We start from the raw sequence: 14296 nt of genomic DNA on the forward strand, positions 1-14296 counted from the left end.
TTTCTCCCCGTATAGTGACGGGGAGAAAGGCGACATCGCAAACGGTTTCGCTAATTGACAGCGTTGCGGAATAGCCGCTCGCGCCGCGGCATCTCCCCTTCTCCCCGTCACTATACGGGGAGAAGGTGCCGGCAGGCGGATGAGGGGCAGCACCGACGTTTTTATACTTGCCGCCAGCCGCGCCTGTTCGGCAACTGCTACCGCGCGTGTTTGTCGGCCCTGCGGTTGCCGAGCAGGAGCTTGCGTTCGAGATGTGCCCGCAACTCCCCGTAATAGGCCGTCAGGAACGCGCGCGCGTCATGGGCTTGTGGTGCCGCCCCGATCTTGCGTCCGATCGTTTCGGCCACCGTCCGCAGCGCGAAATAGTCGTCGCGGCGCAGCACTTCCTCCAGCTTGTGGAGTTCGGCAATTCCGTAGGCATCGAGCTGCGCATGGCTAAACCGGAACGCGCCAGCGCCCGGATACTGCCGTGCCGACAGATCTTCCAGCAAGGCGCGCTTCGGTGTCTCGACCACCCATGTCCCCGCCAACAGGTCGCCGATGCGCATGCGGTCGCGATTGAAGAGCGGGAACAAGGCAAACAGCAGCGTCCACACCAGTCCGAACACCGTCGTCAGCGTGTCGGCGAGGTCGGTCCCGCTGCGTCCGGCGATAATCGACAGCGGTAGGAACACCTCGATCTCGCGCATCAGGTTGCGGGCTATCACCTGGTCGATCGACAGGCCGTCGCCGCTGCGCGACGCCACCCGGATGCCGACGATCCGCTTGCCGGGCGTAGCCGCGCGCCGGCCCGCTTCGAAGACGATGAAGTAGGCGTTGCGCAGAAAGAAGATCAGGATGATCCAGACGACGAAGAGCGGCTGAAATCCCTCGCTGCCAAGGCCTCCCACTCCGAACAGCGCGACGATCGTGATCACGATTGCAGCCACGGCGATGAACACGACGTCGAGAAGGAAGGCGGAGGCCCGCGTGCCGGCGTCGGCCAGCTTTATCCGGAGATCGACGCCTTCGGGCGTGATCAGCGGCCGTATAGCCGCGAAGGCGGCGCGTTTAACGATCGCCATGCCGCACCGCCCGGAACAGATAGAAATAACCGGTCCACAGCGGCAGCATGGCAGCGCCAATGGCGTAGCGCGTGACGTCGCTGGTGATGGTCTGCCTGCCAATGCCCTCGAGCAGTCCGGCAAACAGCAGCATGACCGAGACCCCGACCATGGCGTTCGCGGCGATGCGTCCGGCGCGAGCCGCTGCCGCCATGCGTGTCAATTCGCCGGGAAAGGCGATGCTGGTGCCGATGCGCATACCGGCCGCGCCGGCCAAAGCGATTGCGAACAATTCGGTGGTGCCGTGGATGGCCAGCCAGCCGCCGAGCTCAATGCCAAGCCCTTTGGACCAATAGACTTGGAACAACGCGCCGATCATGCAGCCGTTGAACAGCATCAGCAGCACCGTCGGCACGGCGAAGGCAAAGCCGAGGGCGAAGGCCAGGATTGCGACCTGGACGTTGTGCGTGAACAAATAGGCGGCAAAGCCTGAGAGAAACCCATTGTCGCCATCATAAAGCATGTTGCGCAGCAGTTCGGCCGAGGCATCGGGGCCGCGGCCTCCTGCCAGGCCGGGCGCGATGATCGCGTCGAACCAGCTCTTGTCGGATGCCACCAGCCAGGCGCCTGCACCGATGCCGATCACCATCAGCGCGACGGACACGAATGTCTCGCGCCACAGGTCGCGAATGGCTTCGGGCCAGTCGTGCAGGAAGAAATCGGCTAGGCGCTGCCGCAGCCCGCGGCGTGCGCCATAGAGATAGAAATAACCGCGCAGCGACAGCGCTTCGAGATAGCCGACCAGCGCGTTGTCGAGCGAGGTCGCGCGCGCCACCGAAAGGGAAGACAGCGCCGATCGGTAGAGCAGCGGCAGCGACAGCAGCTCCTCTTCGGAAAGCGTCCGCGGCGCACGCTTCTCGACACGCGCCAACAGCGCCTCGAATGCTTTCCAGTCGGCCTCGCGCTCGCGGCGGAAGCTGGCCAGCGACTGGCGTACCGCATCGCCGCGTACCGCATTGCCGGCTACCGGCGCCGTCACAGCAAATCCTCCTGCTTGAACTGCAGGTAGCGCTCGACCAGCGCGGGACCGAGCCGGTTGTGGTCGGCTTCGATCACATGCGCCCCGAGCAGCCGCAGCCGGCCGATGACGACCTGCCTTTCGCGCAAAAGCCCGCCGGCGACGACGGCGCGGGCAACATCCTCGCCCGAGCGTGGCGGCAGGTCGGCGAGGCCCTCCAGTTCGGTGTCCTTCATCAGCATGAACAGCACCAGATGCCGTTCGGTGAGCCGGCCCACCGTGCGCAGCATCAATTCCGCGCTGATCGGGTCGACGAAATCGGTGAAGATGATGACCAGCGAGCGGCGGTCGAGCCGCGCCGCCAGCGTCGTCAGTGCCAAGGTGAAGTTGGTCTCCTCGCTGGAATAGTCGATCTCCGCCGCCCGTTTCTGGATCATCGCAAAGCTGGCGGGGCCGCGAACCGCGCCGCTCGAAACACGCGGCCTTGCATCGAAGCCGAACAGGCTGACCATATCGCCGCCCTTCAGCGCGATGAATGCAGACAGCAAAGCGGCCGTCACCGCCCGGTCCACCTTCGGCACACCGTCGACCGGTTCGCACATCAGGCGTCCGCTATCGATGGCCAGCACGATGTTGTTGTTCTCCTCGATGCGGAACTCGCGCGCCAAAAGCTTGCCGTGGCGGGCGCTGCGCTTCCAGTCGATCATCCGCCGGCCCATGCCCGGCTGGTAATCCTTGAGCGCGTCGAACTCGCGGCCCTGACCGGCGCGGCGCTGCGCATGGCCTTCTGCGAGGGCCGCGCGCTGCAGCAGCGTGATCGCCTCGCCGCGGGCGCTGCTGACGTCGGGCAGTACCGCAACCTTGCTTTCCACCGGCAGCACGACCTGGTTCCAGACCAGCCCGAATGGCCCGCGCCAGCGCACCCAGAGACGGTCGAAGCTGGCGACGCCGCGCCGTAACGCCTGGAAGCGGAGGTTGAGCGACCCGCCTCCGGCCGTTGGCAGCAAGGCCCCGCCGCTGCCGCTCACCGGCGCCAGACGCGCATCGTACCCAACGCGAGCCTCCGCGCCGCGCGGCCCCGAGTGACGGGCGGCGATTTGCACGCCGAACTCGCCGCCGACACCGACCTGCTGCGGCGCATCGATGCTGGCATTCAGCGATGCCCGCCCGCGTCCGGCCGCGGCATCCACCGCCAGGAAGGCAAGCAGCAGGCAACTCCACAGCAATCCCAGATACCAGAACGACGGCAGTGCCAGCGCGACCAGGAAAGCCGGCACGGCGCCGGCCGCCGCTGCCCATACCGCTCGGCCGCTGGGATAGATCAACGTGGTGCTTCCGTCTGGTCGACCAGGTCGGAGACGATCTGCTCGACCAGGCGGCCATCGATCTGTGCGGCAGGCGAAAGGATGACGCGATGGCGCAGCGCCGGCACCGCCAGCGCCTTGACGTCGTCGGGGATCACATAGGCGCGTCCGTCCAGCGCCGCCCGGGCACGCGCCGCCCGCGCCAGCATGGCGCCCGCGCGCGGGCTGGCTCCGACTTCCAGATCGGCATTTTCGCGCGTAGCCCGAACCAGCGCCGCTATGTAGCCGACGACATCGTCGACAAGGGTTACGGAGCCGACGACATCAAGGGCCTTCTGCAGCGTCTCGCGGTTGGTCTGGGCCTCGATGCCGTATTGCGCGATGTCGTGCGAGGCCGAGCCGCCGCCGTGATGGACGATGATGGCCCGTTCTTCCTCGGGGCCGGGATAGCTGACGCGGTGCTTGAACAGGAAGCGGTCGAGCTGCGCCTCCGGCAGCGGATAGACACCCTGGTGCTCGATCGGATTCTGGGTCGCGACGACCATGAAGTTGCGACCGAGCGAATGCGTGGTGCCGTCGAAGGTGACCGCATGTTCCTGCATCGCCTCGAGCAGTGCGGCTTGCGTCTTCGGCGGCGTGCGGTTGATTTCGTCGGCAAGCAGGAGATCGCAGAAGATCGGGCCGCGCGTCAGCGTGAACTGGCCGGTCTGGAAGTTGTAGATGTTCGACCCGACGATATCGCCGGGCATCAGGTCCGGTGTGAACTGGATGCGCCCGCAGGCGACCCCAAGCGCCTGGGCGAAGCAGCGTGCGGTCATGGTCTTGGCCGTGCCGGGCGGGCCTTCGAGCAGGATGTGCCCGCCTGCAAACAGGGCCGTCAGCATCAGGTCGACCGTATCGTGCTGCCCGGTAATCGCCTTGGCCACTTCTTCCCTGATCCGTGTCGCCAGGGCCTTCACATCATCGACGTTCACCGAGCCTCCTTGCCGTCCAGTCGTGCAGCCGCTCAGCTGCCTGTTGCATCTGCGTCAGGTTCTTCGCCTCGCCGGCGGCTTGCGAGTGCGTTGTGAAACCGCCGGCCTGCTCCTTATCGCGAGAGTCGAGCCAGTGGTCGAGCGCTTTGCCTTGCAGTCCTTGCGGTGCCCCGAGCAGCGCGCCGGCGCGCACCCGCATCAAGGCCGCATAGCGGCCTCCCAGCTCGTCCAGCCGGCCGGCACGCCCCATGAGCATCGCCGTCGTATCGACCAGCGCACGCTTGCCGAAGGCAATCGCGCGCTGATCGGCGCGCGGCGGGCCGAACCGGCCGAGGCCATGCAGGAACGCCAGCGTCGCGGCGACCAGGATCGTCAGTGTCAGCGCCAGGAACGGCGGCTCGACAAGGAGCTTGGCCAGATCGTACTTGCGGCCTGCACCATGCAGCGTCAGGTCGAACATGACAGGGCCTTCTTCGCGCTGCAGGAAGGCGATCAGCTTCAGCGCTGCCGCCGCCTTGTCGGGATCCTTGAGTCCGGCATTGTTGATCAGGTCGGGGTCGGTCAGGATGTAGAAGGGCTTGTCTCCCAACTCGGTCAGCACGGCCTTACCGTTGCCGGCAGCAATGAGCGGGGTTTGGTCGGCCACCCATTGCAGCTGATCGGGAACGTTGACCATCTGGCCCGCGACATCCAACTGCTTTGCCGTGCTCTGGCCTGCACCGATCTTTGCATCGGCAATACGGCCAAGCCATTCGTTCACCACCGAATCGGCCAATCGCCCGAATTTCATGTTCCAGCCTTCATGCTCCTGCAGCGGCAGAATTTGCCATTTGGGCAGCACGAAGAGGGTGTTCTGGTCGCGGCGAAGTTTTAGGATGTGGTTGAGCGCTTCCGGATCGCTGTCGGGCGAAATGGTGACGATCAGCAGCATGTCTGTGCCGAGATCGTCTTCGGTCCGCGCCATGAAGGGCGCTTCGCCGGTGAGCCGCAGCCATTCCGCCAGACCGGCGTAGCCGACGCCGCTTTTCGACAGCGGCGTGGCGCCGCCATTGCCGGGTTGCCGGAAATCGGGGGCATAGGTGGACAGCAGGAAGAAACCGGCTGCCGCAAGCAGGCTGGCGAAAATCCCCCAAAACAGTGTCCTTCGATTGAACGGCTCCTGCGCCTCGACCGCTGGTGCGCTCACGTCCAGGCATCCCGGAAGGCGAAACGTTCATAGGCGCCGCGTGCTTGCCGCCAGCCCTCAGCGCCGACCGGCCGGCGCGCGAACAGCGCCGCCTCGACAATGCGGGCGATCTCGGTAAATGCATGGCGTGCCCTTCCCGGCAGGGAAGGGGCATTGGCGATGTCGCGCGCGGTCAGCGACGGGCGCAGGAAGTCCGGCAGCCGGCCGGCAATGTCGGCAACGCTGCGCCGAAGCAGAAGGTGAACCGCCTCGTCATAGTCGCCGCGTGCGGCCAGCGCATCCGCTTCCGACAGCAGGATCTGCGCGGCGCCGGCGTCGGGACGCCAGGTTTCTTCGTCTTCGACTTCGGGCCGAGCGCGCTGCCACGGCAGGCGCCAGGCGATGCCTTTCACCTCGAGGAAGACCAAAAGCAGGATGATTGCGACGCCCGAGATCACCGCCCCCCAGAACAGATAGATCATGTAGGGACCGAGCCACGACAAAAAATCCTGCAGCGGCTTCAGCCACTCGGGCGGCTTCTGCGGCACATAGGCCGGCAGGTCGAACTGGATCGACTCATCGGCGATCAGCTGCTTGTGCAGATTGGCCAGCCGTTGGGCTTCCGCTGTGCCTGGCTGTGCCACCGCCACCCGCTCCCCTGCAACCTATGGTTCCCAGCCGACACTGACAATGCAGCGGAACAATTGCAAGTGGGCTGGACGGCGACCATCAATCTTGGCAGACTTACCACCGAGGCCGCCAGCCACGTGCGGCGGCGAGGTAGGGGAAGCATCATGACATCAATGACACTGGAACGGCCTGAGAAATTCCAGATTGGCAGGGTATTCAACAACACGTTTGCGGTGATCGGTCGCAACATCGGCTTGTGCCTTGGGCTCGCCCTGCTGTTTTCAGGCTTGCCGGCGATTATTCTTCGGCTGTGGAGCCAGCCGCGAATAGATGCGGCTCTGCAAGGCGATCCCGGCGCCGCGGCCGATCCCTCGATGATGTTTCAGAATTCCTGGATTACGGTTGTTGCGGGATTGCTGTCCTTCGTTTTCGCGCTGCTGCTTCAGTCGGCGCTGGTGCGGGCGACGATCGAGGATCTGAACGGTAAGCGGCCGAGCTTTGGCGACTGCATCCAGATAGCCATCCGCTATCTGTTGCCGACCCTTGGTATTGGCCTGCTCGTCGGCCTGGGGGCAGGCCTGGCTTCAATAGCCTTGCTGGTTCCGGGCATCATCCTGTGGCTTGGGTGGTGCGTGGCTGTGCCGGTTCTGATCCAGGAGCGGCTCGGTGTGTTTGGCTCGATGTCGCGCAGCCGTGCCCTGACCAAGGGCAACCGCTGGCCGCTATTTGGCCTCTTCCTGATCCTGATGATCATCGCGATGGTCATACAGTGGGTGATGCTGGCAATCATCGTCATGTTGGGCGGGCTCATCGCCGATGTGGCGGCAGCCTTGGTGTCGACCGTACTGTCGATGGTGCTGTCGGTAGCCACGGCGGTCAGCTATGTCGAATTGCGGCAAGTCAAGGAAGGCACCAGCGTCGAAGAACTGTCGCAAATCTTCTCGTAGCGATCGTTAGCGCCGGCTTTTCACCGACGGCTCGGCTCTTGCATTGCGCTCCTGAGCCGAGCTTGGTCACAGCGCCTTTGTCTGCTGCGCCCGTAAAGCTGCTGCCAGGCGGTGCGCCCATTCCTCGATGCCGCAGCGGCTCGCCAGCAGGTCCTGCCTGATCTCGATGAGGACGGCGGGAATGCCGCGATCGTCGCCATGGATCGGTATGGCGTAATCGCCGTCGCGGCTGATCACGTAGGGCTCGTTTGCCGCGGCGTTGAGCGCAATGTCGGCGCGCAGGCCGGCGAGCACTGCCTGGCCGAAATCGATCGCCCGATCGTAAAGCACGCCGGCGTGCCAGGGCCGCGCAATGCCGAGAAAGACCGGCGTGAAGGAGTGGATCGTCGCGATCCGCGTCGCTCTGCCCTGCTTCACCCGTTCCTCGAGATGGGCGGCGACGCGGTCATGAAACGGCGTGAACATGATCTCGGCGCGCCGGCTACGCTCCTCCGGATCGAGGCCGACGTTGCCAGGAATGCCGGTATCCTCCGACAGTACCGGTATGCTGCCGCTGGAACCCAGCGGCCTGTTCAGATCGATCAAAAGCCGCGAATAGAAGCTGAGGAAAGCCGGAGCATCGAGCAGCTTCGACAGAGCGCGGGTCACTTCGGCGGCGCCGATGTCCCAGGCGATATGGCGCTGCAAATGGCAGCTGTCGAGACCGAGCCGCGCGTACTCTGCCGGAATATGATTGGAACCGTGCTCGCATATCAAAACGATATCGGAACGCCCCGTTTCGTTGATCGCTTCGACCGCGGGTGGCCAACCCTGATGCCGGATGGCGCTGGCAAGCGGCTCAGCCATCAATAGAGCGTCCGATAGAGGTCACAGACCGCCACTGGATCGAGACCGGCGAGGCGCTCGGTCTCATGCCGCTTGAGGCCGACAAAGGTCTCGACGAACACCGGCGCGAACCATCCTGTCACGGCCGTGTCGGCGACGAGCGCTTCGAGTGCCGCCGGCAGGGTTTCCGGCAGCCGCACGAGGCCAAGCTTCTTGCGTTCGGCGGCGCTCATCTGCGTCGGATCGCCGGTGACCAGCGGCGGCGCCGGCAGCTTGGCCTTCAGCCCCTCCAGCCCGGCGCGCACGATGGCCGCCAGCGACAAATAGGGATTGCCGGTGGCGTCTGCTGCCCGGTATTCGATGTTGTACCGCCGCGCCGGATCGCGCCCGCCAATCGTCACCGTCGGGCAGATGCGCAAGCTCGCCTCGCGGTCGCGGTCGGCAAGCCAGGTGTAGGACGAACTCCAGCTATGCGGTTTCAGCCGGTAGTAGGACGACACGCTCGCCGCCGTCATGGCGGTGATCGCGGGCAGGTGGCGCAGCACGCCGGCGCAGAACGAAGCGGCCGGGCTGGAAAGGCCGCCCGGCTGTGCCGGATCGTAGGTCGCCGGCTTGCCGGCCTCGTCGACGAAACTGAAATGGATATGGACGCCGTTGCCGACGGCGTCGGGAGTGATCTTGGGCGCGAAGCTCGCCCGCCAGCCGGCGCATCGCGCGGCTTCGCGCGTGATCTCGCGGATGGCGACCGCGCGATCGGCCGCGGCGAGCGCATCGGCTGGCTCGCATGTCACCTCGAATTGGTCGGTGCCGAATTCGGCGATCACCACTTCCGGCGCGACGCCGGCTTCCGCCAGCGCCGCCATCAGATTGGCGGCAAACGGATCGGCGCGGCGCAATGCGGCCAACGACATCGAATGAGCAGGCCCAAAGTCGCCCTCGATATGGAATTCATGCTCGAACGCGGCGATGACGGAAAGCCCGGTCGCCGCCTTCAACGCCGCCAGCGCATCGCTCAGCATGGTCCGCGTACAGCCGACCCACGGGCTGCCGTCGAGTTCGACGATGTTGCCGGCGACCATGTCGAAAGGCGTCGCCGATCCGGTCAGCCCGGTGCGAAACCGCGCGTTGAGATCGGGAATGAGCCGCACGTCGCCGGACGAACCCCAGGGATTGGGGTCGACGATCGAGTTGAACGGCGTCAGCGACAGGTTGGCCTGCAGCCAGCCGACGCCGGTCGTGGCGATCTTCTGCAGCTGGCTTTCGACGACCGAGCGGCCGCGCGTGATCGCCGAAAGGTCGGTGGTGACGACGGCAACGAGCGGTTCGACGGTCGATGTCATGCAGCGTTTCCCAGGGCTTCGAAACGGGCAGTAACGATGGCGGTGTCGGCGACCCAGCAATAGCCGCCGAAGGCCTTGAGCGCGCCGTCATGGCGCTCCGGCGTGGCGGCGGCGCAGGCATCCGATACGCAGGTGACGAGGTAGCCGCGATCGGCGGCATCGCGCACCGCCATGTCGACGCACTGGTCGGTCATGATGCCGGCGACGATCAGATACCGCACGCCGAGGTTTTTCAGGACATAGTCGATGTTGGTCGAGTTGAAGACGCCCGACGATGTCTTCGGCAGCATGATCTCGTCGCCGACCGGCACCAGCGACGGTACCGGCAGGCCCTCCGGCCGGCTCGGCGCGATATGGATCGGCGTCAGCTTGTGATCGAGCGAGCGGTCGCGGCCATCCTCGGTCAGGCTCTGGATGATGGTATGGATCACCTCGACGCCGTTGGCCCGCGCCGCCGCCAGCAGGCGCTCCTGGTTGGGGATCGTTTGCGACGCCGTCTGCCGGTAGAAATAGTGATCGGGACCGCGATCCGGATGCCCCGGATCGGCGCCGGGCTCCAGCCAGACGCGTTGCATGTCGACCAAGAGCAGCGCAGTTTCGCCGGCCCGGAACGGCTCGTTTCGTTTCGGCAATGCTGGCGTCATGCTTTCTGGTCCTGTGTTGGCGATCACAATCCGGCTGATTTAGCTGATTTTGGTCCACGCGTCCTGCATGGCGGACACACTTATTGGGAGTATTCGAAGTCGCTAATTTGAGTTAAACTTTGTTTTCGGGCGTGGAGACGGGGGTCTCTGTCATGATCGATTCAGACGTGTTCGACTTTGTCGAACGCTGCAGGAAACACACAGCTACCGGGCCGCTGCTGAGCGACCTTCTCGATACCGTGAGGAATCTCGGCTTCGAGCATCTTATCCTTAGCGGTGTGCCGCTCAGCGGTCAGAAGCTTGCACCGATGGTTGAACTGAATGGCTGGCCGGCCGGTTGGTTCGAACGCTATGTCGAGGCCGAGCATGCCGCGATCGATGGTGTTTGCATCTATTCGGCAAAGACCCTGAAGCCGTTCCTTTGGTCCGAAGTCCCGGCAAAATGGTCGGATACGGAAGGTTCACGACGAGTCGCCGGCGAGGCGACGGAGTTCGGGATCTGGAGCGGCTTCGCTGTACCGATGCTCAGCATTCACCATTGGCAATCCGTACTGTCGTTTGCCTCTTCCGCGAAGTCCTGCAATCTCTCGCCGCGCCATCAAGTGCAACTGGTGACCATGGCGGTCTATGCCGGCATGTCGATCCAGGCGTTGGCCAATGACAATGATGACGATGAAGGCGTGCTGACCGACCGCGAAAAAGAGGTGCTGTTGTGGGCCGCGGCCGGCAAGACCTCGTCGGAAACATCCCAAATCCTCGGCCTGACCGAGCGAACGGTTAAATGGCATTCGACAAGAGCCCGTGAGGCTTTTGGCGTCGCTACGACCACGCAGGCGGTCGTCGAGGCAGTGCGCCGGCGCCTGATCCACCCCTAAACGCGTCAACTGTCCCATCGGACAGGTGACGTACATTAGCGAGGCTGCAAATATCCCCCGCGACAACGATCGGGGGATCGCGCCATGATAACGGCCCACGTAGTCAACGCGCATAACAAGCATCTCTACGAAAACGAATTCGACGAATTTCTGCGCCGGCGGCACGATTTCTTCGTGCATCAAAAACGTTGGCGCCCTCCGAGCCCGGATGGTCGCGAGCTGGATCAATTCGATACAGACGCGGCGACATACCTGCTGGGCATTGAAGACGATCGCGTAGTGACCTCGGCTCGATTGATCCCAACGAGCGAGCCGCACATGGTCTCGGAGGTTTTTTCTCACATGTGCGAAAAATCGGGCGTCCCAAGACGTCCCGATTGGGCCGAATGGACCCGCACATTCGTCGTTCCCGACAAGCGAACTGCCGGGCTGCGAGGCACGCTGACGCAGCTGTGCTGCGCCGTGATGGAGTACGCTCTCGACGAAGGCCTCAGCGCCGTCGGCGGTGTCCAGGAAACCTACTTCATGCCCCACCACGGCGCGCTCAAATGGCGGGCCGAGCCGATGGGCATGGCCAGGGAAGAAAACGGCGAGTGGTACATCGTCGCGTATATCGAGGTGAACGAGGCGGCACTGGCGAGCGTGCGGAAGATACTTGGGATAGGGCATTCGTTGCTGGTTCGGCGGGGGAGGCAGCCTCCGTTCATCGACGGCAACCGAGACTCGATTTCTATGGTCCAATGCGGAAATGAGACGCTGCAAGGGATCGCGAGGACAACTGCGGCTCCCGCAGAGCGATAAGAACGCAACCAGAAGAGCTTTGCTTTGGGCAAGCGGCAAAATCGATAGGGGCGTCTAGAAAGGGCGGCCAGTGATGGCAGGCACAGGAAGACGCATCTTTCGAGAGAATATTACCTCAAGTAATGCTGAACCATCGGGAGAGTTGCATGGTTCGTCGAATCCACAATCTCACACTCATATCAACACTTGTCTGTCTAAGTAGTTCGGCTTTTGGGGGCTCTGGCGGGGACAATCTATCTATTCTTGTCGATGACACCTCTCGGGCAGTGCTATTTCAAAGGATTATTGATGCGAAGGAAAAAGAGCCGGACTTGCCAGGTCAGGCATTCAAACTAAGCGGACAGTTTACTTTTCCGCAAAATGCGGCATTGGACAATGAAAAGCCACGTGAAAACTCGTACTTTGGGGTCGATATAAGTCACTATACAGATCCATCGATTAACTTTCAAAAATTTAAGCAGCAGAAAATTGCGTTCGTTTATGCAAAAGCAACGCAGGGAACAAAATTCAAGGACGGGAAATTTGCCGGATATTATTCGGCCCTTGCTCAACTTCCCGGCGGCAAGAGACTGTTGCGGGGTGCATATCATTTCCTCACGGCAGAGGGAGATGGAGGGGATCAGGCGGATACGTTCGTGAATTTTGTTTCTTCCAACGGGGGATTTGGCGATCAGGACCTTCCTCCAGTTGTGGATTTGGAATGGGACGTGTCGAAGGGCAATCCTGATCGTTGGCAGAACAAGACACCAGACTACATAGTTGGCGCAGCACTCGCTTTTTTAAAAAGAGTTGAGGAGCGGACGGGAAAGGTGCCTATGTTGTATACGACAGTCTCATGGTGGAAAGAGCGAAACATACCTATGGCCGAGTTTCAAAGATTTAGTCATTATAAGTTATGGATCGCAGATTATTCCAAGTCGAGCAGAGCCGTGGAGATTCCATCAGTTTTTCCTAATTCCACTTGGCACATTTGGCAGTTTACCGCGAGCGCCAGAATCACATCGGGTTACTCTAAAGGACTAGAGGCGAATATATTCAAGGGAACACCGGATGAGTTTAGACAGTTCTTTGGAGTGGCTTTGCCGTGATCCAAAAGTCCACAATACTGTTTTTGGTCGCTACAATTCAAATAGGTTGCTGGGGAGTACTATGCGGAGATGCAGGGGCAGGGGAATACTGCCTAAACCATGCAGAAGTTGATAATTTAGACAAATGCCAGTTTTTCTACCTTTTTCGGTCGGATGAGGCGCCTTCGGATAAACGCATCTCCAACAATTTGCAGATCGGTCAGGGTGCACAGGGTCGAAGTATCGCGATATTGGTGGGGATTGATAGCTATCCGAACCTCCAAGAAACGAGGCTCGATGCCGCAAAGCGAGATGTTGATCATCTTGAAAAATTCTTGGGGGGAATCAATCTTTTGACGAAATAATAGTTCTCAGAAACGAGAACGCAACACAAGAGAATATTCGGTACTTTCTTCGCAGCTATGCCTTTAAAATAGCGACGGTATATCAAGGAAAGGTGAGAATTCTGTTTGCTTATTCCGGCCACGGAATACAAAGCCATGACGGAGTCCCGGGTTCGTTGGTTTTGTCCTCTGCGTCTAGCGACTCAGATGTTGACAATTTACTTCCTCTCGGAGAACTTCAGTCCGCTCTAAAGGACCTTTCCAGAAGCACCTTTCATGTCTTGGCGTTGATTAATGCGTGCTTTGGTGGAGATATTTTTTCTGTAGGAACCACTGGTAGTAACGAATCCAATACTCGCGAACGAGGTGCGCATATCGTTACAGCGGGTCGAAATGACCAGCCGGTATGGTCGCTCGGTGGTGCAGGACAAGGCAGTATCTTTTTTGATACTTTGATTGACGGAATAACCTCGTCAGCGACGCGAACGTGGCCATTAGTTATGTCGAGCGATAGCAACGCTGTGTTGTTGCATGGAGGTGTTATTACGTTGGCTGATACTGTTGGTTATCTAACACAAACGTTCAACAAGCTTATTGTTGAAGGCGTTGTGAATCCGGCTACAGGTCATCTTTACACGGTTCCATGGGTAGGTGCAGTGGAACCGGATGGCATGCATGCCAATGGGGCCTTCTTTTTCTTGTCGCCCGTCTATCACAATTATTCTGAACTGACGCCGAAAGACACGTGGCAGGTGCCAAGTGGGATTGAACTGTCGAAATTGGATAGACGGTCGGGAAACGTGGTTGTGCACCAACCAGAAATACAATTATTCGGTCCTCCTGGGCAGTACGGAAAGAGCGGGATCAATGTTTCGGCGGACAATGGTCATGTGGATTTTAACCGAGTGCGGGATGCTGGAGTTGACTACACGTTTGTTCGATCCAGTGTTGGATCTGAGTACAAAGATCCGAATTACAAACAAAATATCGATGGAGCCAGAGTATCTGGAATAAAAGCGGGTGCGCTGCACACGTTCAGCTACTGTGCTGGTGCTGCTGAACAGATGAAGAATGTTGGGTCCGTCGTCGGGCTTGAGCGTTCCTCGTTGCCCATTACTCTCCAACTTCCTCCGCCTGCCAGTGTGGCCGAGAAGGCGTGCTCACGCAAGTTAGGCTGGCAACGTCAAGCTCTGAAGATGGCAGCTGCCATTCATCGGGTCTACGGAAAGAATCCAATCGTAAATACTAGGACGTAGACTCATTACCGCGTAGCCAGATGCGAATTGCCACAAGTTTGAGGGCAGCGAGGTAGTTCTCTG

14 protein-coding genes are annotated in these 14296 nt (G+C 61.2%); 5 read left to right on the forward strand and 9 right to left on the reverse strand.

Going from position 1 to position 14296, the window contains the following annotated elements:
* Positions 1 to 197: 197 nt before the first annotated feature.
* Genes AC0L2P_RS29805 through AC0L2P_RS29830 form a run of 6 tightly spaced genes read right to left on the reverse strand, consistent with a single transcriptional unit; the run spans position 198 to position 6148 of the window.
* A complete protein-coding gene (locus AC0L2P_RS29805; RefSeq protein ID WP_473506546.1) occupies positions 198 to 1064 on the reverse strand; it encodes an RDD family protein in 867 nt (288 codons plus the stop codon).
* On the reverse strand, positions 1051 to 2082 hold the full coding sequence (locus AC0L2P_RS29810; RefSeq protein WP_473506548.1) for a stage II sporulation protein M: 1032 nt from the start codon (positions 2080 to 2082) through the stop codon (positions 1051 to 1053). The genes AC0L2P_RS29805 and AC0L2P_RS29810 overlap by 14 nt, the downstream gene beginning before the upstream one ends.
* The gene (locus AC0L2P_RS29815) at positions 2079 to 3386 is read right to left on the reverse strand and encodes a DUF58 domain-containing protein (protein ID WP_473506550.1); all 1308 of its coding nucleotides are present in this window, start codon (positions 3384 to 3386) and stop codon (positions 2079 to 2081) included. Before AC0L2P_RS29815 ends, AC0L2P_RS29810 begins: the two co-directional genes overlap by 4 nt.
* A complete protein-coding gene (locus AC0L2P_RS29820; RefSeq protein ID WP_473506552.1) occupies positions 3383 to 4339 on the reverse strand; it encodes an AAA family ATPase in 957 nt (318 codons plus the stop codon). Before AC0L2P_RS29820 ends, AC0L2P_RS29815 begins: the two co-directional genes overlap by 4 nt.
* Positions 4326 to 5525 carry a DUF4350 domain-containing protein gene (locus AC0L2P_RS29825; protein ID WP_473506554.1) on the reverse strand — a complete coding sequence of 400 codons (1200 nt, stop codon included), beginning with the start codon at positions 5523 to 5525 and terminating at the stop codon, positions 4326 to 4328. The genes AC0L2P_RS29820 and AC0L2P_RS29825 overlap by 14 nt, the downstream gene beginning before the upstream one ends.
* Entirely contained in the window at positions 5522 to 6148 is a 627-nt protein-coding gene (locus tag AC0L2P_RS29830; RefSeq protein WP_473506556.1) for a DUF4129 domain-containing protein, read from the reverse strand. Before AC0L2P_RS29830 ends, AC0L2P_RS29825 begins: the two co-directional genes overlap by 4 nt.
* 150 nt (positions 6149 to 6298) lie before the next feature.
* Between AC0L2P_RS29830 and AC0L2P_RS29835 the strand changes: the two genes are divergently transcribed.
* Entirely contained in the window at positions 6299 to 7081 is a 783-nt protein-coding gene (locus AC0L2P_RS29835; protein ID WP_473506558.1) for a hypothetical protein, read from the forward strand.
* A 66-nt stretch (positions 7082 to 7147) separates the two neighbouring features.
* Here AC0L2P_RS29835 and AC0L2P_RS29840 read toward each other — a convergent pair whose 3' ends face one another.
* The 3 genes from AC0L2P_RS29840 to AC0L2P_RS29850 are packed head-to-tail and all read right to left on the reverse strand — an operon-like array spanning position 7148 to position 9890.
* The gene (locus AC0L2P_RS29840) at positions 7148 to 7927 is read right to left on the reverse strand and encodes an N-formylglutamate amidohydrolase (RefSeq protein WP_473506560.1); all 780 of its coding nucleotides are present in this window, start codon (positions 7925 to 7927) and stop codon (positions 7148 to 7150) included.
* Complete coding sequence (locus AC0L2P_RS29845; protein WP_473506562.1) at positions 7927 to 9246, reverse strand: type I glutamate--ammonia ligase; 1320 nt, start codon at positions 9244 to 9246, stop codon at positions 7927 to 7929. The genes AC0L2P_RS29840 and AC0L2P_RS29845 overlap by 1 nt, the downstream gene beginning before the upstream one ends.
* The gene (locus tag AC0L2P_RS29850; RefSeq protein ID WP_473506564.1) at positions 9243 to 9890 is read right to left on the reverse strand and encodes a cysteine hydrolase family protein; all 648 of its coding nucleotides are present in this window, start codon (positions 9888 to 9890) and stop codon (positions 9243 to 9245) included. The genes AC0L2P_RS29845 and AC0L2P_RS29850 overlap by 4 nt, the downstream gene beginning before the upstream one ends.
* A gap of 152 nt (positions 9891 to 10042) precedes the next feature.
* Here AC0L2P_RS29850 and AC0L2P_RS29855 point away from each other — a divergent pair, with 152 nt between their 5' ends.
* The 4 genes from AC0L2P_RS29855 (at position 10043) to AC0L2P_RS29870 (ending at position 14233) form a co-directional block, all read left to right on the forward strand.
* Positions 10043 to 10765 carry a LuxR family transcriptional regulator gene (locus tag AC0L2P_RS29855; protein WP_473506566.1) on the forward strand — a complete coding sequence of 241 codons (723 nt, stop codon included), beginning with the start codon at positions 10043 to 10045 and terminating at the stop codon, positions 10763 to 10765.
* 84 nt (positions 10766 to 10849) lie between these two features.
* Positions 10850 to 11566, forward strand: coding sequence for an acyl-homoserine-lactone synthase (locus AC0L2P_RS29860; protein WP_473506568.1), 717 nt, complete (start codon positions 10850 to 10852; stop codon positions 11564 to 11566).
* Between the two features lie 146 nt (positions 11567 to 11712).
* Entirely contained in the window at positions 11713 to 12654 is a 942-nt protein-coding gene (locus AC0L2P_RS29865; protein WP_473506570.1) for a glycoside hydrolase family 25 protein, read from the forward strand.
* A gap of 343 nt (positions 12655 to 12997) precedes the next feature.
* Positions 12998 to 14233, forward strand: a complete 1236-nt coding sequence (locus AC0L2P_RS29870; RefSeq protein ID WP_473506572.1) for a GH25 family lysozyme — start codon at positions 12998 to 13000, stop codon at positions 14231 to 14233.
* Positions 14234 to 14296 lie beyond the last annotated feature (63 nt).

It is taken from the genome of Mesorhizobium sp. WSM4836 (genome assembly GCF_055811815.1).